Source organism: Intrasporangium mesophilum, from assembly GCF_054783095.1.
The window spans coordinates 153,485-177,563 of the sequence record NZ_BAAGRF010000057.1; the positions used below are offsets into that span (position 1 = coordinate 153,485).

At 71.7% G+C, this 24,079-nt stretch carries 24 protein-coding genes; 17 read left to right on the forward strand and 7 right to left on the reverse strand.

Going from position 1 to position 24,079, the window contains the following annotated elements; translation table 11 throughout:
* The first annotated feature begins 3 nt into the window (after positions 1-3).
* From ACYVLP_RS24815 to purL, 4 genes are all read left to right on the forward strand, one after another.
* Complete coding sequence (locus ACYVLP_RS24815) at positions 4-573, forward strand: GNAT family N-acetyltransferase (RefSeq protein ID WP_460629957.1); 570 nt, start codon at positions 4-6, stop codon at positions 571-573.
* Positions 574-667: 94 nt separating this feature from the next.
* Complete coding sequence (gene purS / locus ACYVLP_RS24820; RefSeq protein WP_460629958.1) at positions 668-982, forward strand: phosphoribosylformylglycinamidine synthase subunit PurS; 315 nt, start codon at positions 668-670, stop codon at positions 980-982.
* The gene (purQ, locus tag ACYVLP_RS24825; protein ID WP_460629959.1) at positions 979-1,674 is read left to right on the forward strand and encodes a phosphoribosylformylglycinamidine synthase subunit PurQ; all 696 of its coding nucleotides are present in this window, start codon (positions 979-981) and stop codon (positions 1,672-1,674) included. The genes purS and purQ overlap by 4 nt, the downstream gene beginning before the upstream one ends.
* Positions 1,671-3,971: a phosphoribosylformylglycinamidine synthase subunit PurL gene (gene purL / locus ACYVLP_RS24830; protein WP_460629960.1), complete on the forward strand. Its 2,301-nt coding sequence runs from the start codon at positions 1,671-1,673 to the stop codon at positions 3,969-3,971. The genes purQ and purL overlap by 4 nt, the downstream gene beginning before the upstream one ends.
* A gap of 66 nt (positions 3,972-4,037) precedes the next feature.
* Here the strand turns inward: purL and ACYVLP_RS24835 are convergent, their stop codons facing one another.
* Positions 4,038-4,856, reverse strand: coding sequence for a spermidine synthase (locus tag ACYVLP_RS24835; RefSeq protein WP_460629961.1), 819 nt, complete (start codon positions 4,854-4,856; stop codon positions 4,038-4,040).
* Positions 4,853-5,725 (reverse strand): hypothetical protein, encoded by an 873-nt coding sequence (locus ACYVLP_RS24840; RefSeq protein WP_460629962.1) that lies wholly within the window; start codon positions 5,723-5,725, stop codon positions 4,853-4,855. Before ACYVLP_RS24840 ends, ACYVLP_RS24835 begins: the two co-directional genes overlap by 4 nt.
* 22 nt (positions 5,726-5,747) lie before the next feature.
* On the opposite strand from ACYVLP_RS24840, the gene ACYVLP_RS24845 reads away from it, so the two are divergent.
* The 7 genes from ACYVLP_RS24845 (at position 5,748) to purM (ending at position 12,028) form a co-directional block, all read left to right on the forward strand.
* Positions 5,748-6,629, forward strand: a complete 882-nt coding sequence (locus ACYVLP_RS24845) for an LLM class flavin-dependent oxidoreductase (protein WP_460629963.1) — start codon at positions 5,748-5,750, stop codon at positions 6,627-6,629.
* Between the two features lie 26 nt (positions 6,630-6,655).
* Positions 6,656-7,036 carry a sterol carrier family protein gene (locus ACYVLP_RS24850; protein ID WP_460629964.1) on the forward strand — a complete coding sequence of 127 codons (381 nt, stop codon included), beginning with the start codon at positions 6,656-6,658 and terminating at the stop codon, positions 7,034-7,036.
* Positions 7,033-7,278: a hypothetical protein gene (locus ACYVLP_RS24855; protein ID WP_460629965.1), complete on the forward strand. Its 246-nt coding sequence runs from the start codon at positions 7,033-7,035 to the stop codon at positions 7,276-7,278. Before ACYVLP_RS24850 ends, ACYVLP_RS24855 begins: the two co-directional genes overlap by 4 nt.
* Entirely contained in the window at positions 7,275-8,609 is a 1,335-nt protein-coding gene (locus ACYVLP_RS24860; protein WP_460629966.1) for a CaiB/BaiF CoA transferase family protein, read from the forward strand. The genes ACYVLP_RS24855 and ACYVLP_RS24860 overlap by 4 nt, the downstream gene beginning before the upstream one ends.
* Entirely contained in the window at positions 8,609-9,178 is a 570-nt protein-coding gene (thpR, locus tag ACYVLP_RS24865; RefSeq protein ID WP_460629967.1) for an RNA 2',3'-cyclic phosphodiesterase, read from the forward strand. Before ACYVLP_RS24860 ends, thpR begins: the two co-directional genes overlap by 1 nt.
* A gap of 112 nt (positions 9,179-9,290) precedes the next feature.
* On the forward strand, positions 9,291-10,853 hold the full coding sequence (gene purF, locus ACYVLP_RS24870) for an amidophosphoribosyltransferase (protein ID WP_460629968.1): 1,563 nt from the start codon (positions 9,291-9,293) through the stop codon (positions 10,851-10,853).
* 44 nt (positions 10,854-10,897) lie between these two features.
* On the forward strand, positions 10,898-12,028 hold the full coding sequence (purM, locus tag ACYVLP_RS24875) for a phosphoribosylformylglycinamidine cyclo-ligase (protein WP_460629969.1): 1,131 nt from the start codon (positions 10,898-10,900) through the stop codon (positions 12,026-12,028).
* Between the two features lie 158 nt (positions 12,029-12,186).
* On the opposite strand, the gene ACYVLP_RS24880 is transcribed toward purM, so the two are convergent.
* A complete protein-coding gene (locus tag ACYVLP_RS24880; protein WP_460629970.1) occupies positions 12,187-12,381 on the reverse strand; it encodes a DUF3073 domain-containing protein in 195 nt (64 codons plus the stop codon).
* Between the two features lie 534 nt (positions 12,382-12,915).
* Between ACYVLP_RS24880 and ACYVLP_RS24885 the strand changes: the two genes are divergently transcribed.
* On the forward strand, positions 12,916-13,107 hold the full coding sequence (locus tag ACYVLP_RS24885) for a BldC family transcriptional regulator (protein WP_452271445.1): 192 nt from the start codon (positions 12,916-12,918) through the stop codon (positions 13,105-13,107).
* A gap of 109 nt (positions 13,108-13,216) precedes the next feature.
* The gene (locus tag ACYVLP_RS24890) at positions 13,217-13,657 is read left to right on the forward strand and encodes a VOC family protein (RefSeq protein WP_460629971.1); all 441 of its coding nucleotides are present in this window, start codon (positions 13,217-13,219) and stop codon (positions 13,655-13,657) included.
* Positions 13,658-13,670: 13 nt separating this feature from the next.
* Here the strand turns inward: ACYVLP_RS24890 and ACYVLP_RS24895 are convergent, their stop codons facing one another.
* Entirely contained in the window at positions 13,671-15,215 is a 1,545-nt protein-coding gene (locus ACYVLP_RS24895; RefSeq protein ID WP_460629972.1) for a PucR family transcriptional regulator, read from the reverse strand.
* A gap of 251 nt (positions 15,216-15,466) precedes the next feature.
* Here ACYVLP_RS24895 and ACYVLP_RS24900 point away from each other — a divergent pair, with 251 nt between their 5' ends.
* Both ACYVLP_RS24900 and ACYVLP_RS24905 read left to right on the forward strand, forming a co-directional pair.
* Complete coding sequence (locus ACYVLP_RS24900) at positions 15,467-16,735, forward strand: NAD(P)/FAD-dependent oxidoreductase (RefSeq protein WP_460629973.1); 1,269 nt, start codon at positions 15,467-15,469, stop codon at positions 16,733-16,735.
* Positions 16,736-16,936: 201 nt separating this feature from the next.
* Positions 16,937-18,910, forward strand: a complete 1,974-nt coding sequence (locus ACYVLP_RS24905; protein ID WP_460629974.1) for an N-acetylmuramic acid 6-phosphate etherase — start codon at positions 16,937-16,939, stop codon at positions 18,908-18,910.
* On the opposite strand, the gene ACYVLP_RS24910 is transcribed toward ACYVLP_RS24905, so the two are convergent.
* Both ACYVLP_RS24910 and ACYVLP_RS24915 read right to left on the reverse strand, forming a co-directional pair.
* Complete coding sequence (locus ACYVLP_RS24910) at positions 18,884-20,071, reverse strand: serine hydrolase domain-containing protein (RefSeq protein ID WP_460629975.1); 1,188 nt, start codon at positions 20,069-20,071, stop codon at positions 18,884-18,886. The genes ACYVLP_RS24905 and ACYVLP_RS24910 overlap by 27 nt on opposite strands.
* Before the next feature lie 23 nt (positions 20,072-20,094).
* Entirely contained in the window at positions 20,095-21,642 is a 1,548-nt protein-coding gene (locus ACYVLP_RS24915) for an ATP-dependent DNA ligase (RefSeq protein WP_460629976.1), read from the reverse strand.
* 147 nt (positions 21,643-21,789) lie between these two features.
* On the opposite strand from ACYVLP_RS24915, the gene ACYVLP_RS24920 reads away from it, so the two are divergent.
* Positions 21,790-22,122 carry a PadR family transcriptional regulator gene (locus ACYVLP_RS24920; RefSeq protein WP_460629977.1) on the forward strand — a complete coding sequence of 111 codons (333 nt, stop codon included), beginning with the start codon at positions 21,790-21,792 and terminating at the stop codon, positions 22,120-22,122.
* The gene (locus tag ACYVLP_RS24925; protein ID WP_460629978.1) at positions 22,119-22,994 is read left to right on the forward strand and encodes an HAAS signaling domain-containing protein; all 876 of its coding nucleotides are present in this window, start codon (positions 22,119-22,121) and stop codon (positions 22,992-22,994) included. The genes ACYVLP_RS24920 and ACYVLP_RS24925 overlap by 4 nt, the downstream gene beginning before the upstream one ends.
* Positions 22,995-22,999: 5 nt before the next feature.
* Here ACYVLP_RS24925 and ACYVLP_RS24930 read toward each other — a convergent pair whose 3' ends face one another.
* Positions 23,000-24,040: an alpha/beta hydrolase gene (locus ACYVLP_RS24930; RefSeq protein ID WP_460629979.1), complete on the reverse strand. Its 1,041-nt coding sequence runs from the start codon at positions 24,038-24,040 to the stop codon at positions 23,000-23,002.
* Between the last annotated feature and the right edge of the window lie 39 nt (positions 24,041-24,079).

Below are 24,079 nucleotides of genomic sequence, written 5' to 3' on the forward strand. Positions count from 1 at the left end.
CGCATGTCAGCCCTACCCACGGCCGCGGAGCGCGGCTCTCTCGGCTCGCAGCCTCAGCCGCGACTCCCCGCGGGGGAGGCGCTGACGCTGCGCCCGTTCCGCGAGGAGGACGCCGAAGCGCTGGTCGAGGCGTATGCCGACCCGGCGATCCAGCGCTGGCACCGCCGGTCGCTCGACCGCAAGGAAGCCCTGGACTGGGTCACGGGCCGTGCATGGACGCGCTGGGAGTACGAGACCGGAGCGGAGTGGGCGGTCGTCGACGACTCCGACGTCATCCTCGGCCGTGTCGGGCTGCCGGCACTGCACCTCTCCGACGGCGTCGCCGAGGTCGGCTACTGGGTCATGCCAGCAGCTCGGGGCCGGGGCATCGCCGGGCTGGCGCTCACCGCCATGGCGGACTGGCTCTTCGGACAGGGCCTGCACCGGCTCGAGCTGGTCCACTCGGTCGACAACGAGCCGTCGTGCCGGGTCGCGACCAAGGCCGGGTTCGACGCCGAGGGCACGCTGCGTGAGGCTCTGCTGCACCCCGACGGCTGGCACGACATGCACCTGCACGCCCGCATCGCCCGCTGAGACGTGGTCGGGGGCGTGCTCAGCGGCGGATAGACTTCCACCGGTCCCGCATGGGCCCGCCCCACGGCATACACCACAGGGAGAGCAGCAACGCATGGGAAGCATCGTCGTCGACGTCATGCTCAAGCCCGAGATCCTCGACCCCCAGGGACAGGCCGTCGGCGGCGCGCTCCCTCGGCTCGGGTTCGACGGCTTCACCGACGTGCGACAGGGCAAGCGCTTCGTCCTCACGGTCGACGGTGACGTCACCGACGAGCACCTCGCCGCCGCCCGCGAGGCCGCCGAGAAGCTCCTGTCCAACCCCGTCATCGAGGACGTCGTCTCCGTCCGCTCGCTCGACGAGCCGGCGAAGAAGACGGCCGTGCGACGGCCGCGGGCCGCAGCCGCGAGCAAGGCCGACGGCCAGTGAAGGTCGGCGTCGTCACCTTCCCGGGCTCGCTCGATGACCGCGACGCGGCGCGCGCGGTGCGCGAGTGCGGCGGCGAGGCCGTCTCCCTCTGGCACGGGGACGACGACCTCAAGGGCGTCGACGCCGTCATCCTTCCCGGTGGTTTCTCCTACGGCGACTACCTGCGCTGCGGCGCCATCGCCCGCTTCGCCCCGGTCATGGACGTCCTCGTCCCGGCCGCCCAAGGCGGCCTCCCCGTACTCGGCATCTGCAACGGCTTCCAGGTGCTCACCGAGAGCCACCTGCTGCCCGGCGCGCTGATCCGCAACGACCACCGCAAGTTCAACTGCGTCGACCAGCGCCTCGTCGTCGAGAACACCTCGACCGCCTGGACCGCAGACTTCGAGGTCGGCCAGGAGATCACCATCGTCCTCAAGAACGGCGAGGGCGGCTTCGTCGCCGACGAGAAGACGCTCGACGCGCTCGAGGGCGAGGGCCGCGTCGTGTTCCGGTACGTGCCCGACGAGCAGGGCCGCAACCCCAACGGCTCATACCGCCACATTGCGGGCATCACCAACGAGCGAGGCAACATCGTCGGCCTTATGCCGCACCCCGAGCACGCGGTCGAGGAGGGCTATGGCCCCAGCCTCGACGGGCGGGCCTTCTTCACCTCGCTGATCAAGCACACCTTGGAGAGCGCAGCCAACGCATGACCGACACCGCACAGCAGGCCGAGCTCGACACCGTCGCGCACGCGGCGCACTCCCCGGAGGTCGAGCAGCCCTGGGCCGAGCTCGGGCTCAAGTCCGACGAGTACGCCAACATCCGCGAGATCATCGGCCGCCGCCCGACCATCGCCGAGCTGGCGATGTACTCCGTCATGTGGTCGGAGCACTGCTCCTACAAGTCGAGCAAGATCCACTTCAAGCTCTGGGGCGAGAACACCACTGACGAGATGCGCAAGAAGCTCCTCGTCGGGATCGGCGAGAACGCCGGCGTCGTCGACATCGGCGACGGCTGGGCGGTCACCTTCAAGGTGGAGTCGCACAACCACCCGTCCTACGTCGAGCCGTACCAGGGCGCTGCGACCGGCGTCGGCGGCATCGTTCGCGACATCATGTCGATGGGTGCGCGACCGATCGCGGTGATGGACCCGCTCCGGTTCGGCAACCTGCACCACCCCGACACCCAGCGCGTGCTCCCCGGCGTGGTCGCCGGCGTCGGTGGCTACGGCAACTGCCTCGGCCTGCCGAACATCGGCGGGGAGGTCGTCTTCGACGACTGCTACCAGGGCAACCCGCTCGTCAACGCCCTCTGTGTCGGCGCCATGCGCGTCGAGGACATCCACCTGGCCAAGGCGACCGGTGTCGGCAACAAGGTGATCCTGTTCGGCGCCAAGACCGGTGGCGACGGCATCGGCGGCGTCTCGGTCCTCGCGTCGGAGACGTTCGAGGCCGGTGGCCCGGCCAAGCGTCCCGCGGTGCAGGTCGGCGACCCGTTCGCCGAGAAGGTGCTCATCGAGTGCTGTCTCGACCTGTATGCCGCGGGCGTCGTCGCCGGCATCCAGGACCTTGGCGGTGCCGGGCTCTCTTGCGCCACCAGCGAGCTCGCGTCCAACGGGGACGGCGGCATGCGGGTGGAGCTCGATCTCGTCCCGCTGCGGGATGCCAGCCTCGAGCCGCACGAGATCCTGATGTCGGAGTCGCAGGAGCGGATGATGGCCGTCGTCGAGCCTGACAAGGTCGACGAGTTCATGGCGATCACGCGCCGCTGGGACGTCGAGGCCACCGTCATCGGCGAGGTCACCGACGGTGACAACCTCGTCATCACCTGGCACGGCGAGGTCATCGTCGACGTCCCGCCGCGCTCGGTCGCGCACGAGGGGCCGACGTACAACCGCCCGCTCAGCCGGCCGGCATACCTCGACGAGCTGAACGCCAACGGCTCCTCCACGCTCCCGCGTCCCAAGAGCGGCGACGAGGTCCGCCAGCAGCTGCTCACGCTGATCGGCTCACCGAACCTCTGCGACAAGTCGTGGGTCACCGACCAGTACGACCGCTACGTGCTCGGCAACACCGCGCTCGCTCAGCCCGACGACGCGGGCGTGGTCCGTGTCGACGAGGAGACCGGCCGCGGGGTCGCCGTCGCGACCGACTGCAACGGGCGGTTCGCCAAGCTCGACCCGTATGCCGGCGCGCAGCTGGCGCTCGCCGAGGCGTACCGCAACGTCGCCACCGCCGGCGCCGCCCCGCTCGCCGTCACCGACTGCCTCAACTTCGGGTCGCCGGAGGACCCGGGCGTGATGTGGCAGTTCCGCGAGTCCATCCGTGGCATCGCAGAGGGCTGCCGCTTCCTCGGGATCCCGGTCACCGGCGGCAACGTGTCGTTCTACAACCAGACCGGCGACGTGGCGATCCACCCGACTCCCGTGATCGGCGTGCTCGGTGTCATGGAGGACGTGTCCAAGCGCTCGGGCTCCGGCTTCCGCAGCGACGACGCACACGTCTACCTGCTCGGCACGACCCGCGACGAGCTCGACGGGTCCGAGTGGGCGCACGTCATCCACAAGCACCTCGGCGGCCTGCCGCCGAGGGTCGACCTCGCCGCCGAGAAGGCGCTCGGCTCCGCGCTCGTCGCGGCGGCCGGGGCCGGTCTCGTCGAGTGCGCGCACGACCTGTCCGACGGCGGCCTGGCCATCGCGCTCGCGGAGGCCACGATGCGCCATGGGGTCGGCGTGATCGTCGACGGCCTGGACCATGTGGGCGTCACGGACACGGGTGCGCCGCTCGATGCATTCACCGCTCTCTTCTCCGAGTCGAGCGCCCGCGCCATGGTCGCAGTGCGGCCGGGGCACGCGGCCGAGTTCGAGGCTCTGCTCGGCGACGTCCCGCACGTGCGCATCGGCGTCACCGGCGGGCGTGACCTCGAGATCCCCGGTCTGTTCTCGGTCTCCGTGTCCGAGCTGAAGTCGGCTCACGAGTTCACACTGCCTGCGGTCTTCGGCGCCTGACCCTCACCACGACGGCCCCTCCCGGCATCCGGGTAGGGGCCGTCGTCGTCGGGCGAGCATCGAAGGTCAGATAACCCGCCAACCACGCGCGTCGGGTGGAGGCGGGCTCGCCTGACCTTCGTCGCCGAACGGTCTTGCGCCGGCGACCAGCCGGTCGAGGGCGTCACCGAGGCGAATGCCGGTGGCCAGGTTGGCGCGCGCGACGTCCCGCCGCAGCCGTTCCTCCGGCAGGGCGGAGGGGCTCGCCACCACGACGGCGTTGCCGAAGCGCTTGCCCTTGAGCACCTCGTGAGTAGCGATCAGCGCGACGTGGGGGAGCGCAGTCTGAATCGTCGCGAGCACCCTTGCCGCCCAGCGCAGTCCAGGCTCGTCAGCGAGGTTCCACAGGGCCACGCCGGTCGGGCGCACTACGCGCGCCACCTGGAGGAGGTATGCCGCCGAGGTCAGCTCCGCTGGGACGCGCCCTGCGGCATACGCGTCGGTGATGACGACATCGGCAGAAGCGGTGCCGAGGGCATGGATGCCCGACAGCCCGTCGACAGGCCGGACCCGGATGCGGTGGCGGCGGGGGAGTGGAATCTCCTTGCGTACCAAGGCGGTCAGATCGGCGTCCGGTTCGAGGACGATCTGGGCGGAGCCGGGGCGCGTCGCCTCGAGATAGCGCGGCAGTGTGAGGCCGGCACCGCCGACATGGGTCACCGCGAGCGGTCCGGGTGGCAGGGCGTCGATCACGAGAGCCAGGTGCTGGACGTACTCGAAGACGAGCAGCGTCGGCTCGTCGGGCTGGACGTGCGACTGGGGCGAGCCGTCCAGGTGGACCGTGACGCCGCGGCGTCCGTCCCACTCCAGCGAGATCCTGGAGGCGGGGTGACCGGCGTCGCTCACAGGTCGATGACGAGCTGGCGCTGCTCGCCGAAGCGGCTGAACCCGACCTGCCGCAGGATCGGCGACGACGTCTCCACGCGCCCGTGGGTCAGGGCCAGCGTGGCACCGACCTGCGCGGCGAGCTCGAGCCGCGCGGCGAGCACTGCACGGTAGGTGCCCCGCCCGCGGAGGTCAGGGTGGGTGCCGGCCCCCCAGAGACGGCATACGTCGCCGGCCATCGCCCAGCCGCCGGTGCTCGCCGGGCGGCCGCCGAGGTAGGCGACGACCCGACCGGTGCTGGCGTCGTCCAGGCCGGTGCGGATCTCGGCGAGGCTCTCCTGCACCATCTCCTCCGTCGGGTCCGGCCCGCCGAACGCCGCCTGGCTCACGACCAGCGCGTCGCGCGTCGACTCGGCGTCGGCGACGCGGCGGACCGTCACGGTTCCGGGGACGCCGAGGTCCGGGAGCGAGGCGCCCGCGAGGACGAAGGCGAGGACGTCCATCCGCTCGACGACCTCGCCGCCGCGACGCAGGACCTCGGCCTCGAGCCCGGCCGGGCGGGTCGTGTCGGCCAGGTGCCACCAGAGCCGGTCTCGGCCGAAGCTGCGGGCGATGTCGTGCACCTCGTCGACGAGCTCGACAGGATCCCGCTCCGAGCCGAAGACCCGCGCCACCGTCGGGGTGAGGAAGTGTCCGGGGTAGGCGACGACGAGCAGCTCGCCGGTTCGGACGTGCGGCGCGCCCTCGGGCACCCACGACCACTCGTTCGAGGCTGCAAGGACGGCCTCGGCGTCCCAGCGCGGCCGGGGGTCCGAGGGGGGCCTTGCGATGGGCTCCGCGATGGGCTCAATAGGCTCGGCGATGGGCTTCTCTGTCGCGTTCCCTGTCACCGCATCAGGCTACGGTCGGAGGATGCGATTCGGACTGGCGATCCTGCCGGAGCACGCGTGGTCGGTGGCCGAGCCGATGTGGCGCGAGGCCGACACGATGGGCTTCGACCATCTCTGGACGTTCGACCACATGACCTGGGGTGGGCTGCCCGAGTCGCCGTGGTTCGCAGCGATGCCCACCCTCGCGGCGGCCGCCGCGGTCACGAGCACGGCGCGCCTCGGCACGTTCGTGTCGTCGCCCAACAACCACCATCCCGTTCAGTTCATGCGCGAGATCCTCGCGCTCGACGACATCTCCAGGAGCCGGTTCATCCTCGGCATCGGCTCCGGTGGCGACCTCGACTCGCAGATCACCGGCGATGACCTGTCGCTCGCGCGGCGCACCGCCCGCTTCCACGAGTTCACCAGCCTCCTGGACCGGCTGCTGCGGGAGGAGCGGGTCACCGCCGACGGCGAGTTCTACGGCGCTCGTGACGTCCTGACCCGCCCCGGACCGGTGCGGGGGCTGCCCGAGGGGCCGCGCGTGCCGCTCGTCATCGCCGCCAACGGGCCCAAGGCGATCCGTCTCGCCGTGGAGCGCGGCGACGGCTGGATGACCTACGGCGGCAACGCCGACACCGACGACGAGTGGTGGGCGCTCATCGGCGCCCTCAGCACGAGGGTCGACGAGGCGCTCGCCTCGGCCGGTCGCGACGCGGCAGGTCTGGACCGCTACCTCAACCTCGACTCCGCTCCGACGTTCTCTCTGAGCAGCGTCGGCGCGTTCGAGCACGCCGCGGGCCGCGCGGCCGAGCTGGGCTTCACCGACGTCATCACGCACTGGCCACGCTCGACCGACCCGTTCCAGGGCGTGCAGGCCACGCTCGACACCGTCGCGGCCGACGTCATCCCGCGCCTGCGCTGACCCGGCCGCACGGATAGCCTGCAGCGATGCCTCCACGCCGCCGCACCCCAGTCGCCGAGGGCATCGCTGCCCTCGAGGTATGCCGTGCAGCCGGCTTTGCGGCCGATCGCGCCACCACGGCCACCGCGGTGCGCTACACGCTGGAGGAGCTGGCGTCGGCCGCGCCCGGACGCACGGTCGAGGTGCGAGTGCCGCCACATGGCGCCGTCCAGTGCATCGAGGGTCCGGTCCACACGCGCGGCACGCCGCCGAACGTCATCGAGACCGACGCGGCCACCTGGTTGCGGCTGGCCGTCGGTGACCTGAGCTGGGACGAGGCAGTGGCGGCCGCGAAGGTCAGGGCGAGCGGCCAGCGAGCCCACCTCGAAGGTCTGTTGCCGCTGGCATCGCTTAACCTTGAGCCGTGAGTCCTGAGACCCCGCGCACGCCGAACTTCAAGCGCTTCCTGCTGACCGGGACACTCATCGGGCTCGTCGCCGGGATCGTCTTCGGGCTCCGCGACCCTGGCGGCCCGAGCTACCCGGAGGGCAAGACGTTCGACGTCGGCACGGCAGTCCTCTTCCTCGCGGCCCTGGGCGCCTTCCTCGGGGCGGGCGTCGCCGGCATCCTCGCGGTCCTGCTCGACCGGACGGGCCGCGGCCGCTCGTGACCGAGCCCGCGGCCGGGCCGGTGGCGCGCCCTGAGGCGCGCCCTAAGACGCATCCTGAGACGGAGGGTCGAACGGCCCGGTCGGGCCCGCTCACCGGCATCCGGGTCGTCGAGCTCGCTGGCATCGGGCCGTCGCCGTTCGCGGCGATGTTCCTGGCCGACCTCGGCGCCGACGTGATCCGGCTCGACCGACCCGGCCCGCCGCCGATGCCGGTGCCGGTGCCGCAGGAGGCGGACCTGCTGCGACGGGGTCGCCCCTCGGTCGTGCTCGACCTCAAGCACCCGAACGGCCTCGCGACCGCGCGTGAGCTCGTCGCGCGCGCCGACGTCCTCATCGAGGGCTACCGGCCGGGCGTGGCCGAGCGGCTCGGCCTCGGCCCCGATGACTGCTTCGCCCTCAACCCGCGACTCGTGTACGGCCGGATGACCGGGTGGGGGCAGGAGGGTCCTCTCGCGCAGGCGGCAGGCCATGACATCGGATACGTCGCGATCACCGGTGCGCTCGGCGCAATCGGCCGCGCCGGTGGCCCGCCGCAGGTGCCGGTGAACCTCGTCGGAGACTTCGGCGGGGGAGCGATGTACCTGGTCGCCGGCATCCTCGCCGCCCTCGTCGAGGCACGCACGAGCGGGCACGGCCAGGTCGTCGACGCGGCGATCGTCGACGGCACGGCTCACGTGTCCTCACTCGTCGTCGGCCTGGTGTCCGGCGGCGCGTGGTCCGAGCAGCGCGGCACGAACCTGCTCGACACCGGCGCGCCGTTCTACGACGTGTACGAGACCAGCGACGGTGGCTGGATGGCGGTCGGCCCGCTCGAGCAGGCGTTCTACGACGAGTTCCTCCGGCTGGTCGGGCTCGCCGGCTCAGCCCCGGACCGCCTCGACCCGAGCCAGTGGCCGGAGCTGCGAGCACTGTTCGCCGACCGCTTTCGCACACGCACGCGCACCGAGTGGACCGCGGTGTTCGAGGGCACGGACGCATGTGTGGAGCCCGTCCTCAGCTACGCCGAGGCGCCCTCGCACCCGCACCTCGCCGCGCGCGGGACGTACGTCCAGCACCACGGCGTGGTCCAGCCCGCACCCGCGCCCCGCTTCTCGCGCACCCCGGCGGCCCTGACGACGCCACCGCCGGCGGTCGGCGCCGACACCCGCGAGGCGCTCGCCGCCTGGGGCATCGAGGACGTCGATGCCCTCATCGCGTCCGGGGCTGCCGCGGCGCCGGCGTTGCCTGGACGCAGCGCAGAGAGCGAGGAACGAGCGAGCGGAGCGGAGGAAGGCAAGGCCCACAAGGCGTCGCGGCACGCGCCGCAGCGAAGCAATCCCGTGGAGGCCTGATGAGGCTCTTCGTCGCGGTGGTCCCTCCGGATGACGCGCTCGACGACCTCGAGGCGCACGTCACGCCGCGCCGCGAGGCCGACACCCCGCAGGCCGAGCTCCGATGGACCGACCGGCACCAGTGGCACGTCACGCTCGCGTTCCTCGGCTCGATGCCCGAGTGGCGCCTCGACGACCTCACCCAGGCCGTCGAGCACTCCGCCGCAAGGCACGACCACCTCATCCTCCAGCTCGCCGGTGCCGGCGCCTTTCCGAACCCGTATGCCGCTCGCGTCCTCTGGACCGGGGTCGAGCAGCTGCGCGGTGACCTGGGCACGCTGGCGGACGGCATACGGTCCGCGGCGAACTCCGTCGGCGCGACCCCGGACGGCGCGCGCTTCCACCCTCATGTCACGCTCGGGCGGTTCCACCGGCCGACGGAGGCGACACGCTGGATCCGCGCGCTGGACGCGTACGAGGGCCCCGCGTGGGTCGCCGATCGACTGGCGCTGGTCGAGTCGCATCTCGGGGAGGGGCGCGGGCGGCGCCCGCGCTACGAGGTGCTCGAGGAGTTCGCGCTCCGCTCGTGACCGGTGCGGGCCAGCGGAGCTCGGCCCTTCGCGCTCTTGCGCACGTGCTCGCTCGACTCGGCGGCCTACGCGGGCGTCCGGGACGTCGCTCCGCGTGTGGGACACTGGGGCAGTGGCACGTGGCGACGGTCGGTTGAACCATGACCTCATCCCCGGCGAGAAGGGCCCGCAGGACGCCTGCGGGGTCTTCGGTGTCTGGGCCCCAGGAGAGGACGTCGCGAAGCTGACGTACTTCGGGCTCTACGCCCTGCAGCACCGCGGGCAGGAGTCGGCGGGCATCGCCACCGGCGACGGCGAGAAGATCCTGGTCTACAAGGACATGGGCCTCGTGTCGCAGGTGTTCGACGAGACGGCGCTGTCGTCGCTGCGAGGACACATCGCGATCGGCCACACGCGCTACTCGACGACCGGCGGCTCCACCTGGGAGAACGCCCAGCCGACCCTCGGCGGGACCGGCCACAGCACGATCGCCCTGGCCCACAACGGCAACCTCATCAACACCGTCGAGCTCAAGGCCCTGGTCGACGAGCACTTCGGCGACTCCCGGGTCACCGGCGAGCTGGCCCGCGGCAACACGTCCGACACGGCGCTCGTCACGACGCTCCTCGCGTCCAACGAGGACCGCACGCCCGAGCAGGCCGCGCTCGAGCTGCTTCCCAAGCTGCGCGGCGCGTTCTCCTTCATCTTCATGGACGAGCAGACCCTGTATGCCGCCCGCGACCCGTGGGGGGTGCGACCCCTCGCGCTCGGCCGCCTCGAGCGGGGCTGGGTCGTGGCTTCCGAGACGGCCGCCCTGCAGACGATCGGCGCGTCCGTGATCCGCGAGGTGGAGCCGGGCGAGCTCATTGCCATCGACGAGAACGGCCTGCGCTCGCACAAGTTCGCGACGCCGCAGCCGAAGGGGTGCGTCTTCGAGTACGTCTACCTCGCCCGGCCCGACGCGGTGATCCGTGGGCGCGTCGTGCACGAGGCCCGCGTCGAGATGGGGCGGGTCCTGGCCCGCGAGCACGCTGTCGACGCCGACCTCGTCATCGGGGTCCCGGAGTCGGGCGTGCCTGCGGCCGTGGGCTACTCGCAGGAATCGGGCATCCCGTTCGGCCAGGGCTTCGTCAAGAACGCGTACGTCGGACGCACCTTCATCCAGCCTTCGCAGACCCTGCGCCAGCTGGGCATCCGGCTCAAGCTGAACCCTCTCGAGCACACGATCCGCGGCAAGCGGCTGGTCGTCGTCGACGACTCGATCGTGCGCGGCAACACTCAGCGGGCGCAGATCCGGATGCTGCGCGAGGCCGGTGCCGCCGAGGTGCACGTGCGCATCTCGTCGCCTCCCGTGCAGTGGCCCTGCTTCTACGGCATCGACTTCGCGACGCGCGCCGAGCTGATCGCCACCGGCCTCGGAGTCGAGGAGATTCGCGCCTCGATCGGCGCCGACTCGCTGGGGTACATCTCGGAGGACGGCATGATCGAGGCCACCGGGCAGCCGGCAGACGAGCTCTGCACGGCGTGCTTCACCGGGCGCTACCCGATCGAGCTGCCCGAGGACGGCAACATCGGCAAGCACGTGCTCGAGACGCTGCCGATGACCGTCCGCACCGGTCATGACCGCTCCGTCGACGTCGAGGGCGTCAGCCTCGGAGTCGGCGCGGGCGGCGAGAACGCGCTTCAGCACCCTTGAGGGGACCCGGTCGGGGGTGGGCCGACCGTCGGTAGGCTTTGCGGGTGAGTGAGCGCCCGATCACGTATGCCGCAGCCGGAGTCGACGTCGAGGCGGGTGACAAGGCCGTCGAGCTGATGAAGGAGTCGGTGCGCCGCGCGACCCGGCCGGAGGTCATCGGCGGGCTCGGCGGGTTCGCCGGGATGTTCGATGCGAGCGCGATCGCACGGATGACCCGCCCGGTCCTGGCCACCTCCACCGACGGCGTCGGCACGAAGGTCGCGATCGCGCAGGCGATGGACAAGCACGACACGATCGGGTTCGACCTCGTCGGGATGGTCGTCGACGACATCGTCGTCTGCGGCGCCGAGCCGCTCTTCATGACCGACTACATCGCCACGGGCAAGGTCGTCCCCGAACGGATCGCCGCGATCGTCGGGGGCATCGCCCGCGCCTGCGAGGAGGCCGGAGTGGCGCTCGTCGGCGGCGAGACCGCCGAGCACCCAGGGCTGCTCGAGCCCGACGAGTACGACGTGGCCGGCGCCGCGACCGGAGTCGTGGAGTATGCCGCTGTGCTCGGTCCGCACCGAGTGGCCGACGGCGACGTCGTCGTCGCGCTCGCGAGCAGCGGCCTGCACAGCAACGGCTACAGCCTGGTGCGGCGGGTCGTCGACGCCGCAGGCTGGTCCCTCGACCGGCAGGTCGACGACTTCGGCCGGACGCTCGGCGAGGAGCTGCTCGAGCCCACCCGGATCTACACCAAGCCGCTGCTCGACCTCATCGACACCGAGGGGGTCGACGTGCACGCCCTGAGCCACATCACCGGTGGCGGGCTCGCGGCGAACCTCGCGCGGGTGCTCCCGGCCGGGATGTTCGCGCGTCTCGACCGCGGCACGTGGGATCCTCCGGCGGTCTTCCGGACGGTGCAGGCCCTCGGCCGGGTGCCGCAGGCCGACCTCGAGCGCACCCTCAACCAGGGCGTCGGCTTCGTCGCCGTGCTGCCCCAGGCGCAGGCGGACCGCACGGTCGAGGTCAGCGAGGCACACGGCATACGGGCGTGGCTGCTCGGGAGCGTGACCACCGAGGAGCACGCGTACGCAGAGGGCCTCGTCGTCGACGGAGTCGAGGTCGTCAGGGGAGCCAAGGGCGTGGACGGGGGCGCGGTGCAGGTCGTCGGGACACACCCGTCGGCCTGAGCACCGGCCCCGTCACGCACCTTCGCCGACCACGGCCCGAGCAGCCTCAGGACACCCTTGGGGAAGCCTCGGGACGCCCTCGGACGGCTCGGGGCAGCCACCATCGCCGGCCGAGTGGTCTCACCCGACGCACGAGGTGGTGGAGATGGAGGGCGAGCTCAACGCTCGCCGGCGGCCCATTTCCCGTAGTCGTCGTAGTCGTTCTCGTCGTAGGACCCCGACTTGTGATCGGGCTCCCGTGGTGACGAACCGTGCAGCTCGCGCTCCAGCGCGCTCAAGTCCGTGTCAGGCGTGTAGTACTTGAGCTGCCGTGCGACCTTGGTCTGCTTGGCTTTGGCTCGGCCGCGCCCCATGGCGTGACCCCCTCGTGCGTCGTGCCGGGACGGCATCGCTCTTCGGAGAACCGGATGGCTCTTCGATGTCCGCGTAGCGGCCCCGGGAATGTGTGTGTTCTCGTGGTGCTAACGCTACATGAGGCAGGCAAATCATGCCCACGGCGGACCCCACGACTCGCCCGCCAGGGTCGCCGCGAGGCCGGTGTGGGGCCTCTGTGAGGCCGCCGCGAGTCCACCGACAGCCCACCGTGGGGCTGCCGAGAGTCCGCCGAGAGTCCGCCGCGAGCGTGTCGAGCGACCCCCGGGGGGCGTGCGCGACCTCGGCGCGAGGTGGCAGATCGAGCCCTCGGACCTCCGAGACGGTTGGAGGCTGGGCCCGTGGGCGGCACCCCGACCGCCTGGGGGACCAAGTGGGTGATACTGGGGCGATCAGCCCTTTTTCAGTGTTTAACCGCCAACTTTCGGTTGGAGACTTTACCCTTGCTTTACTGAGCCCCCGTTGGGGCGCATGCGTGTCGCTGCACCTAGCGACAGGGTGGTGGGGAAATGACAATGACGACTCAGGATCGACACGAAACCGAGAAGCTGCTCACTCCTGCTGAGGTCGCGGCCCTCTTCCGGGTTGACCCGAAGACGGTGACCCGTTGGGCCAAGGCAGGAAAGCTGACTTCGATCCGGACCCTCGGTGGGCACCGGAGGTACCGCGAGTCAGAGGTTCGCGAACTCTTGGGTGGCGGCCACTGACGCGACCGCCGAGTCGGGGTACCGGTCAGACAGTCGGGGGAGGTGCGCCAGCGGCGCACCTCCCCCGACTGGCACCGCGGTTGTCGGTGCAGCCCTCTAGCGTCGGCGCATGACGAATCCTCCTGAGGTCACTGCGATCACGTTGGGCGTGCGCGACGTCGAGACATCGCGCACGTTCTATGTCGACGGGCTGGGCTTTCGCTCGATCCTCGACATCCCCGGCGACATCAGCTTCGTCCAGTGCGCCCCGGGTCAGCTGCTCGCGTTGTGGAACGTCGAGCAGATGCCGAGCGAGTACGGCGACGTCGGACACGGGCGCCTGGCGCCGCCGATGTCGCTCGGGCACACCGTCGACAGCCCTGACGAGGTGAGAGGCCGGTATGCCGCCGCGCTCGCTGCGGGGGCAACCACCGTCACCGAGCCGGCCGAGCGCGAGTGGGGCGGGTGGAGTGCGTGCGTCGCCGATCCCGACGGCTTCCGGTGGGACTTCGTCCACAACCCGAACCTCCACGTCGACCCTGACGGCACGGTGCATATGGGCAGCGCGTGAGCGGTGCCCGGGGTCAGTGTCCGAGGGCGCGCAGCTGCAGCCGCAGTGCGAGGCGCGTCTCGGGATCATGCAGGTCGACGTCGACGACGTCCGACATCTTCTGAAGCCGGTAGCGCAGCGTGTTCGGGTGCACATGCGCTCGCGCTGCCGCGGCCTTGGGGTCGCCCGGATGGTCGAGCCACGCCGCGACCGTCTCGAGGTATGCCGTGTCGTGGGTCTCGTCGTGGGCGCGCAGGACCGCGACCGGACCGAGCAGCTCCTCGGTGCGGATCCCGCTCAGCGCGCGAGCGTTCGTGACCGCTGCCCAGGCGTCGTCGACGGTCATCGCCGGACCGGTCACCCGGCCGGCGTCGCGGAGCCGGCGCACCTCGCCGGCCTCCCGGCGCGAGCGGTCGAGATCGGTTGTCCGGCTCACCGAGCCGCCGGCGCTCGCTGATGCCGACGGGGTCACCAGCGCGACCTCCTCGACAACCCCGAGCAGCCACTCCCAGGTGCCGGGCGCCGCGCTCCCCGGGGTGTCGCGGACGAGTGCCAGGGCCATGCCGTCGAAGATCGCGAGCAACGGCTGGCGCCAGGACCGGCGGCGAGCCGCCGACTCCCACACGTCGAGCTCGCGCTCCGCGTCACCGGACACCTGGTGGGCACCGGCGAGCACGACGACACGCCAGGGCGCGGGTGGCAGCCAGCCCTCGGCCTCGAGGGTGTCGCCGCTGACGACGGCTCGAAGGCGGTCGGCCGCCACCCGACGGGCCAGGTCCGCCTGCGAGCGCTGCCGCAACAGGTGCAGCGCAACGACCGAGGCCGTCTGCGCGAGAGACTCTTTCACCTGCTCGGGCGGCTCCTCGTCGATGACCGCCCAGATCGAGCCCAGCCACTCGGTGCCGGCGCGGACCGGCACGACGAGCCGGGCGCGCAGGCCTCGGCCGGCGGGCACGAAGAACGGGGCGCTCGAGGTGGCCAGCTGACGGAAGACCCCGCGTCCCCGCAGGCTGGCGATGACCTCGTCGGGCACGCGCCTGCCGACGATCGTCGACAGGCGTGCCGGATCGGCGACGTCCTGGGTCGAGGAGTACGCGAGCACTCGAGACTGCGTGTCCTCGATCGTGATCGGGGCGCCGACGAGCGCGGCGCAGGCGTCGGCCAGCGCGAACAGCTCGTCGAGCACCGGCCCCTCGGCTCGCAGCGACGGCCCGCTCGCGGCGCGGTCGAGCACGCCGCGAAGCAGCCAGACGATGTGGGCCCACGACGCGTGGTCGGCGAGCTGGACGAGGCTGACGCCGAAGCGGTTCGCGGCCGCCCGGACCTGGGGGTTGCGGGCCGCGGCGCGCCGGAGCACGACGGCACCCGCCTCCACCTCGGCCGCCGCCTCGATGAGCGCCGCAGCGTCCGCCGGACGGTCGATCCCGACCCCGAGGAGCAGGTCGCCCGCCTGGCCGAACACACCCGAACCCGGCTCGGCCAGCGTGACATCGTCGACAGTCCGCCCGCGTGGGTCGGCGACGAGCGTGAGCAGGCCTCCTCCGATCGACCCGACGAGCTGTGCGAGGGGCAGGCCCACGGGCGTCGTGGAGGAGGTGCGGGTCGCCGGACGCGCCGGACGAGCCGGACGCGTTGGACGCGCCGGGCGCCCTGGGCGACCCGCGCGGCGGGAGGGAGCGGGCGGCATACGTCGATGGTGGCATGCCGTTGTGCGCTGAGCACAGCCATGAAGGGAAAGTTTGGCAGCGGGGCACCACGAGCCGTGCTCACCTTGCCGAGACCATGGTGGTAGGCACCCACACCCTTATCGATGACACAGGAGTCGATCGCATGCCCGCTGTGACCCCGTCCGGTTCCCCCGCCCCCGAGCGCGTCGCCGTCGTCGGCGCCGGCATGGTCGGCCTGGCCACCGCCTGGTTCCTCCAGGAGCGCGGCGTCGAGGTGACCGTCATCGACCGCGACGGCGTCGCGGCCGGCGCGTCGTGGGGCAATGCCGGCTGGCTGACGCCCGGCATCGCCACCCCGCTGCCCGAGCCCGCCGTGCTGAAGTACGGCCTGCGCGCCGTGCTGAGCCCGAGCTCGCCCGTCTACGTGCCGCCGAGCGCCAACCCGAACTTCCTCCGCTTCGTCACCGGCTTCACGCGCCACAGCACGATGAAGGCGTGGAAGAAGGCGATGGGCTCCCTCGTGCCGGTCAACGACCTGTCGCTCCAGAGCTTCGACCTGCTCCGTGAGGGTGGCGTCGACGCCGAGACGTACGAGGCGAAGTCGTTCACCGCCGCCTACCGCACGGTCGAGGAGCGCAAGACCCTGCTCGAGGAGATCGAGCACATCCACGCGTCCGGTGGCGACATCACGTTCGACGTGCTGTCCGGCGACGAGGCCCGCGCCATCGAGCCGGCGCTCTCGGACAACATCGGTGCGGCGATCGTGCTCCACGGCCAGCGGTTCATCAACCCGGGCGCCTACGTCGCGGCTCTGGCCGACTCGGTCGTCGCACGCGGCGGCAAGATCGTCACGGGCAACGCCGTCTCGAACATCCTCGAGACGCCCGGCGGTGTGGCGATCACGAACGAGGTCGGCATCACCGAGCAGTTCGACTCCGTGGTGGTCGCCACCGGCGCGTGGCTCGGCAAGCTCGCTCGCGACTTCGGCGTCAAGCGAGTCGTCCAGGCCGGCCGCGGCTACTCGTTCAGCGTCGCCGTCGAGGACCTGCCCAACGGCCCGGTCTACTTCCCGGCCGCCCGGGTCGCCTGCACGCCGATCGGTGACCGCCTCCGCGTCGCCGGCATGATGGAGTTCCGCAAGCCCGAGGCGGCCCTCGACCAGCGCCGGATCAACGCCATCGTCGAGTCGGCCCGCCCGCTGCTCAAGGGTGCCGACCTCGACAACCGTCAGGACGAGTGGGTCGGCTCACGCCCCTGCACGATCGACGGCCTGCCGCTGATCGGCGCGACGAAGTCGTCCAAGGTGTTCGTCGCCGGTGGCCACGGCATGTGGGGCATCACGCTCGGTCCGGTCACCGGTCGCCTGCTCGCCGAGCAGATCGTGACCGGCACCGCGCCCGAGCAGCTCGCTCCGTTCAACCCGCTGCGCTGAGCCTGCGCCGCCTCGGTCTCCGAGGCCGCCCGCTCGTCGCAGCAGATGCGTCCAGTGCCCGCCCGGGGTTCGTGCCCGGGCGGGCAGTGTCGTCTCCGGGCCCGCGCCTCCGGCGGCGCGGGCGGCGCGGGCGGCGGGTGCGGTCGATGAGGTGGAGCCACGTGCGTGACCACACGGTCGTCAAGGGCTAACGTCCGTCGGATGGACAGCGAGGTCAGAGTCGAGGCGCCGACAGAGCAGCGCAACCCAGGCACGATGTCGATCGACACGTACTCCTCTCTCGACATCCTGCGCGTGCTCAATGCGGAGGACGCGACTGTCCCGCGTGCCGTGGGGGACGCGCTGCCCGAGCTCGCGGTCCTCGTGGACCGTGCCGTCGAGTCCCTGCGCGCGGGTGGTGCGATCCACTACTTCGGCGCGGGCACCTCGGGGCGCCTCGCGGTGCTCGATGCTGCCGAGCTGGTGCCGACGTTCAACGTCCCGGCCGGCCTGGTCGTCGCCCACCTCGCGGGTGGCATGGCGGCACTCGGCCGCGCGGTCGAGAACGTGGAGGACGACACCGAGCACGGCCGCGCCGAGGCGGACGGCCTTCGTGAAGGCGACATCGCCATCGGGCTGACCGCCTCAGGCCGGACGCCGTTCGTGGCCGGCGCCCTGGCGCGGGCGCGGGAGATCGGGGCGGTGACGGCGCTGCTCACCGCGAACCCCGACGCATCGATCGGCCCGCACGTCGATCACCTGCTGGTCGCCCGGACCGGCCCGGAGGTGCTCACCGGATCCACCCGGCTCAAGGCAGGGACCGCCCAGAAGCTCGTCCTCGGGTCGTTCTCGACCGCCGTCATGATCCGCCTCGGGCGCACCTGGTCCAACCTCATGGTCGACGTCGTCGCGACGAACGCCAAGCTGCGAGGGCGGGTCGTGCGCATCCTTCAGGAAGCGACGGGCGACGACGCCGACCGGGCTCGCCGTGCTCTCGACGCCGCGGGTGGCGAGCTGAAGCCGGCACTGCTGTCGATGCTCGCGGACGTCGACGTGCCTACGGCCCGTCGCACCATCGACGACCACGAGGGGTCGGTCGCAGGCGCCCTCGCGGCGCTGAGGACTGCGGCGGTGACAAGCTCGACGACAGTGTCACCGGTGACTGCTCAGGACCCCGCCCACCCCGTCCGTCGCGTGGTCGTCGCGGTCGACATCGGCGGCTCCGCCCTTCGCCTCCAGACGTATGCCGGTCGGCCGGGTCCCGTGCTCACCGCTCCGGGCGTGCGCGTCGGGCCGGACGGGATCCAGATCGGGCCACTCGTGGAGGATGCCCGTGGTTTGTTCGAGTCTGTCGGCGGCACAAGGGGATCCGTCGAAGGGCGCCCTGGTCTCGCCGATGATCGACGGACCGGCTCCCCCGACATTGTCGTGTGGTCGATGCGGGGGCTGCTGATGCTGGCAGATCGCGAAGCGGTGCTACGCGAGGCGTCCTCGGGTCTGGGCGCCGCGACGACGGTGGTGGTCAGCGACGCGGTCGCCAGTCTCGTCGGGGCGATCGGGAGGATCGAGCCAGGAGCCGTCGTTGCGGCAGGCACGGGCGCCGTGGCGTTCGGGACCGACTTCGACCACCGATGGAACCGCGTCGACGGCTGGGGACACCTGCTCGGCGACAGCGGATCGGCCGCGTGGGTCGGGACGATGGGCCTGCGGGCTGCGCTGCGCGCCGTCGACGGGCTGCCCGGCGGCTCGCCGGTACTGCTCCAGGCGGCATCCGACCTGCTGGGCCGACCGGAGGGCTGGCCGCGCCTGGTCATGACCGCCGACGACACCCCGGCGCGGCTCGCGTCCGTGGCACCGCTCGTGAGCGAGGCCGCGACCGAGCACGGCGATCCTGTCGCGGCCGGCATCTGCCGAGACGCCGGCCTCGCCCTCGCGGACTCGCTCGTTGCCGCAGCCGCAGGTCTCGAACGGCCGCACCTCGTCGCGACGGGTGGGCTGCTCGCGTCCGAGCCGATCCGCACGGCGCTCGATGCGCGGCTTGCTGCGACAGGTCGTGCACGGAGCGCTGCCGTCGGCGCCGCGCTCGACGGGGCGATGGTCCTCGGCCGGCACCTGCTCGACGCTGGACGCCTCCCGGAGCACCCGGCATACCTCCTCGTCGACCATCGATCACCTCGAACCGCAGGTGGGACCTGAGCGGAGGGCGGCGGCGAGGCCATGGGCCCACTCCCGGCGCGCGACGTTGACCGAGCCCCAGTCGCGTGACGGGTGGACGCGGTTCGTCAGCAGGATCGCGAACGACCGCGACGTGAAGTCGATGACGACCGACGTGCCCGTGAAGCCGGTGTGTCCCGCGGTGTGCGGCCCGGCGAGGTCGTCCATGTACCACCGCTGGTCGAGCTCGAAGCCGAGGCCGTGGGCATCCCCGCCGGTGCTCCCGTCGGCGCTGGAGACCAGGTCGACGACACTCGCGCTGCCGAGGATCCGCCTGCCGCGATAGGTGCCGCCATTGAGCAGTGCCTGGGCGAGCACAGCGAGGTCGTCGGCTGTGGAGAAGACCCCCGCGTGACCGGCGACGCCCCCCAGCGCGCAGGCGTTCTCGTCGTGCACCTGCCCGCGCACGAGGCCCCGGGCTGCCTTGGTCTTCACCTCGGTCGCGGCCGTGCGGTCCACCGCGACCGGGTTGTAGCCGGTGTCGGCCATGCCGAGCGGCCCGGTGACTCGCTCCATCACGACCTGGTCGAGCGGCACGCCCCGGAGCCGCTCGACCATGACCCCGAGAGCAATGAGGCCGAGGTCGCTGTAGAGGTAGGTCGCGCCAGGCGCACGGTCCAGGGGCTGGTCCATCACGGCCGCGATGCGAGACGGCTTGTCGGGGTAGTCACTCCACAGCGGCAGCCATGCCGGGAGTCCCGACCGGTGCGTCAGGAGCTCCCGCACGGTGACGGATTCCTTTCCGGCAGAGGCGAACTCAGGGAGATATGCCGCGACAGGCGCATCAAGGGAGGCCACCGCCTCCTCGACCAGCTGCATCACGGCGATCGACGTGAAGAGCTTCGACACGGAGGCCAGGTCGAAGATCGTGTCCTCGCGCATCGGGACCCAGCGCTCGCGGGGCAGCTCGGTCGACGCGTCGGCATATCGCAGCGCCCACCCGCTCGCATCACGCGCGACGATCCGGCCCTCGTGGCCCATCACGCCGACGGCCCCGGCGAAGAGCGCATGCCCGCCTGGCGGAGCAGCCTCGTGCGCGCGGATGTGCGTCACGGCCTCTGCGATCGGGGCCGGGTCGAGGCCGACACTCTGCGGCGTCGCGTCGGAAAGGACCGTGTCCGGCGAGGCGAACTGAATAGTCACGGAAGGGGATTCGTCGCCACGACTCACCATCCGGCGAGCGATCGAACCGTCTCGACCGTGTCGATCTCGCTGACCGGCTTGTCGTCGCGGTAGCGCAGCACGCGGGCGAACCGCAGGGCCATGCCACCGGGGTAGCGGCTCGACCTCTGGACGCCGTCGAAGGCGATCTCGACGACCTGTTCCGGGCGCAGCCGCAAGACCCAGGATCCCTCGGGGTCGGCGCCGTCGACGGCCAGCTGCTGGAACCGCTCGGTCTGCCACGCGAGCATCTCGTCGGTCATGCCCTTGAACGTCTTGCCGAGCATCACCAGGTCACCGGTCTCGGCGTCGCGCGCGCCGAGATGGATGTTCGACAGCCAGCCCCTCCGACGACCGCTGCCCCACTCGACGGCCAGCACAACGAGGTCGAGCGTGTGCCGCGGCTTGACCTTGACCCACCCGGGACCGCGCCGGCCCGCGGCATACGGCAGCCGTGGGTCCTTGACCACGACGCCCTCGTGACCCGCAGCGACGAGGTCGGCGAAGAACTGACGCGCCCGCTCAGGGTCGCCGGTGAGCTCGCGGGGCACGAGCCACGCCGGTGGGACCGTGGCAGCGAGCCGCTCCCAGCGCGTGGCCGCGGGCTCGTCGAGCAGGTCGGCGCCGTCGAGGTGCAGGACGTCGAAGAAGAACGGGGTCAGCGGCACCTGCTCGCGAAGCCGGTCGACGTCCGCCGTGCTGGCCGTGCGGGCGCCCGTCACCTGGAACGGCTGCGGGCGACCCCCCTCGCCGAGCGCGATGACCTCGCCGTCGAGCACGACGGTCTCGACGTCGAGCCCGACGAGTGCCTCGGTGATCTCGGGCATCCGGTCGGTGACCTCCTCGAGCGTGCGCGTGAAGAGCCGCACGGTGCCGTGGTCGACATGCGCCTGGAGCCGTATGCCGTCGAGCTTGGTCTCGACCATCACCTCGCCCCCGAGCGTGGCCAGGGCCTCGGTCACGTCGGGCGCCGAACCGGCCAGCATGGGCCGCAGCGGCCGGCCGACCTCGAGGTGGATCGCCTCCAGGGCGGGAACGCCTCCAGTGAGCGCCGCGCGCGCGACCGGCCCGGAGAACCCGGCCAGCATGACTGCACGACGCACTGCGGCGTCGGGCACCTCGCCTGCTTTCGCGATGGCCTGGAGCATCACGCCGTCGCCCGCGCCCTGACGGGTCTCACCCGTGATGAGACCGCGCAGCCATCGCTGCTCGTCGGCAGTCGCGCGCCCGAACAGAGCCTTGACCGCAGCGGATCTCGTTGCGGCAGAACCGGACCCGCCGAAGCCGGCGATGCGGGTCGCCTCTGCGTCGACATCCTCGACGGTGAGGGTCGGCTCGGTCGCCGGGGTGGGCAGGGTCTGCAGCCCGCGCCAGCTCACTCCGATCCGCCGCTGCGGCAGCACCCCGGACAAGTGCGACGCCACGAGCTCGACGACCTCCGGACCGTCGAGCGAGGCCCGCTTCAGGCATCCGGCGAGCGCGTCGACCTTGGCCGTGCGAGAGGTGGTGGCCGCGACCGCTTGCGAGGTGGCGACGACATCGGAGAGCAGCATGCCCCGATCCTCTCTCGCCCCTCCGACACCCACCAGCACGGCGCGGCGCGCCCCCTTGACACCCCTGCAACGGAATCTGCACTATTACGCATCACACAGTAGTGCGCCGTCGGCAGTAACGCCGACGCTGGCCGAGGGGAGGGACGCATGGACGGCACCCAGCTCATCAAGGGCGTGCTCGACCTGGCCGTCCTTGCTGTGGTCGCCGACGAGGACGGCTACGGCTACGACGTCGTCCGCCGCCTGCGGGCGGCGGGGCTCGACGACGTGGGCGACGCATCGGTCTATGGCACGCTTCGCCGGCTCTATGCGGCAGGAGCGCTGACGTCCTACGTCGTCGCCTCCGACGAGGGGCCGCACCGCAAGTACTACGGCATCAACAAGAAGGGCCGCGACCTGCTCGCACTTCAGGGCAAGACGTGGATGGCATTCGCGCAGACCATGGCAGGTCTGCTGGAGACCGCAGGAGTCAAGCCATGAACGACACGACCGCACTGCCCACGACGGCGGCCCCTACCGGCTCGGCTACCCGCGGCGCCACCGTCCGCGCCGACGTCATGGCGTACGTCGCCCGAGTCCGGGCAGCCCTGTCGGACCTTGCCGCCGACGAGCTCGACGAGCTCACCCAGGGGATGGAGGCCGACCTGGCCGAGCTCGCCGCCGAGTCGGGCGACGTGCGCACGCGGCTCGGGTCGCCCGAGACCTATGCGGCAGAGCTGCGGACCGCGGCCGGCTACCCGCCCCGGACGGCTCCTCGGGAGGCCGGCCTGGGCGCCGGCTGGCATCGGGTGCTGCGGCGGCGGTCCGAGCTCGTCGCAAAGCACCCCTGGCTGCGGGACCTGCAGCCCGTTTGGTGGTGCGTCCGGGGAGTCGTTGTCGCGACCATTGCGGCATATGTCGTCGGCGCGGACACCAACCTGATCTGGTGGCTCGCCGGCGCCGCGCTCTCGTTCTGGCTGGGTCGAAGCGCGGTGTCATGGGTTGGACCGCGCCGCGGTGCGGTCACAGCCCTCAATGTGGTGATGTTCCTGGCCGCCCTGGTCGTGCTGCCGATCGTGGCAACGCGCTCCTATGTCACCGAGACCGTCAGCTACGTCACCGAGTCCGTTCCGGTCCCCGGGCTGGCCAATGACGGCGAGCCCGTCACGACCTTCCTCGTCTACGACTCGACCGGACATCGCGTCGAACTGCCTCGAGTCTTCGACCAGAACGGCCACCCCCTGCTCCAGTCCGGCGCGGAAGGCACGTACACGCCCCCACCGACGATCCAGCCGCTCGTGCAGCCGATGCCGAGCGCGACGACGCCGGCCCAGCCGGCCAAGCCGGGATCCGCGCCGACTGCGACCCGGTAACGGCCTCAGGCTCCGGTGGCGGTGACCCTTCGCAGGAAGGTGACGGCGCGCTCGAAGGCGACCTGACCGTCCACGGAGTCGAGGTTGAACTGGTACTCGTGCTGCAGGGCCGGGCTGTGGTCCTCGACGAAGAAGAGGGTCTCGTGCACGACCCCGAGCCGCTCCAGCGTGGCCACGAGGCTGAGCGAGTGCGGCAGGAGCGGGTCGGCGTTGCCGGCGGACACGAAGGTCGGAGGGAACGTCGTCGGGATGTGATGCGCCACCGACGCGAGCTGCAAGGTCTCGTCGGCGAGGTAGTCGCGCCGGCCCGAGTAGGCCCACAGCGCCGTGTCGATGAGCCACGAGCCGAGCCGCGACGACCCGCGGACGAGGTCGAAGTCGAAGGCGCCGCAGAACAGCACGGTCCCGACCAGCTGGTCGCGGTCGATCGCCGCGGTGATGCCGACCCGTTCCGCGTATGCCGGGTCGCTGGCCAGGGCTGCCACCTGTGCAGCGATCTGGGCGCCTGCCGAGTCGCCGGCGAGGACGATCCGGGTGGGATCGACGCCAAGGCGGTCGGCGTGCCGGACAAGATGGTCGAGGGCGGCGTTCACCTGCCGGACCGGCGCCGGGTAGCGGGCCTCGGGAGCGATGGAGTAGTCGACCCCGACAGTCGTGAACCCCTGTCCCGCAATCACTCTCAGGTAGTTGGCCACCTGCGTTCGGCTGCCCGAGACGAAGGCCCCACCGTGGATCCACACCACTGTCGGCAGGGGTCCCAGCACGGCGCCCGATCCGCGACCAGGGCCAGAGCCGGCCGGCCGGAAGACGTCGATGCGCGCGTCCGGGTCGCCCGCGGCATACGTCTCTCCGAGCACCTCGTGCAGGCCCGAAGGCACGTGCTTCTCCAGGGCGTCGCTCGCGTCGCGAGCGCCTCGGTCGAAGATGACGCGCACGAGCATCGCCGAGGGCCACGGCGTGCGCCTGGTCACGACGGCCAGTGCGCCCAGCGCGCCGGCGACCGTGCCCAGGACGGCCGCACCCAGGCGTGCTGGAGAGGTTCCCATGAGCGGAACCTACCGGCCCGTGCCGCTGAGCCGGCAGGT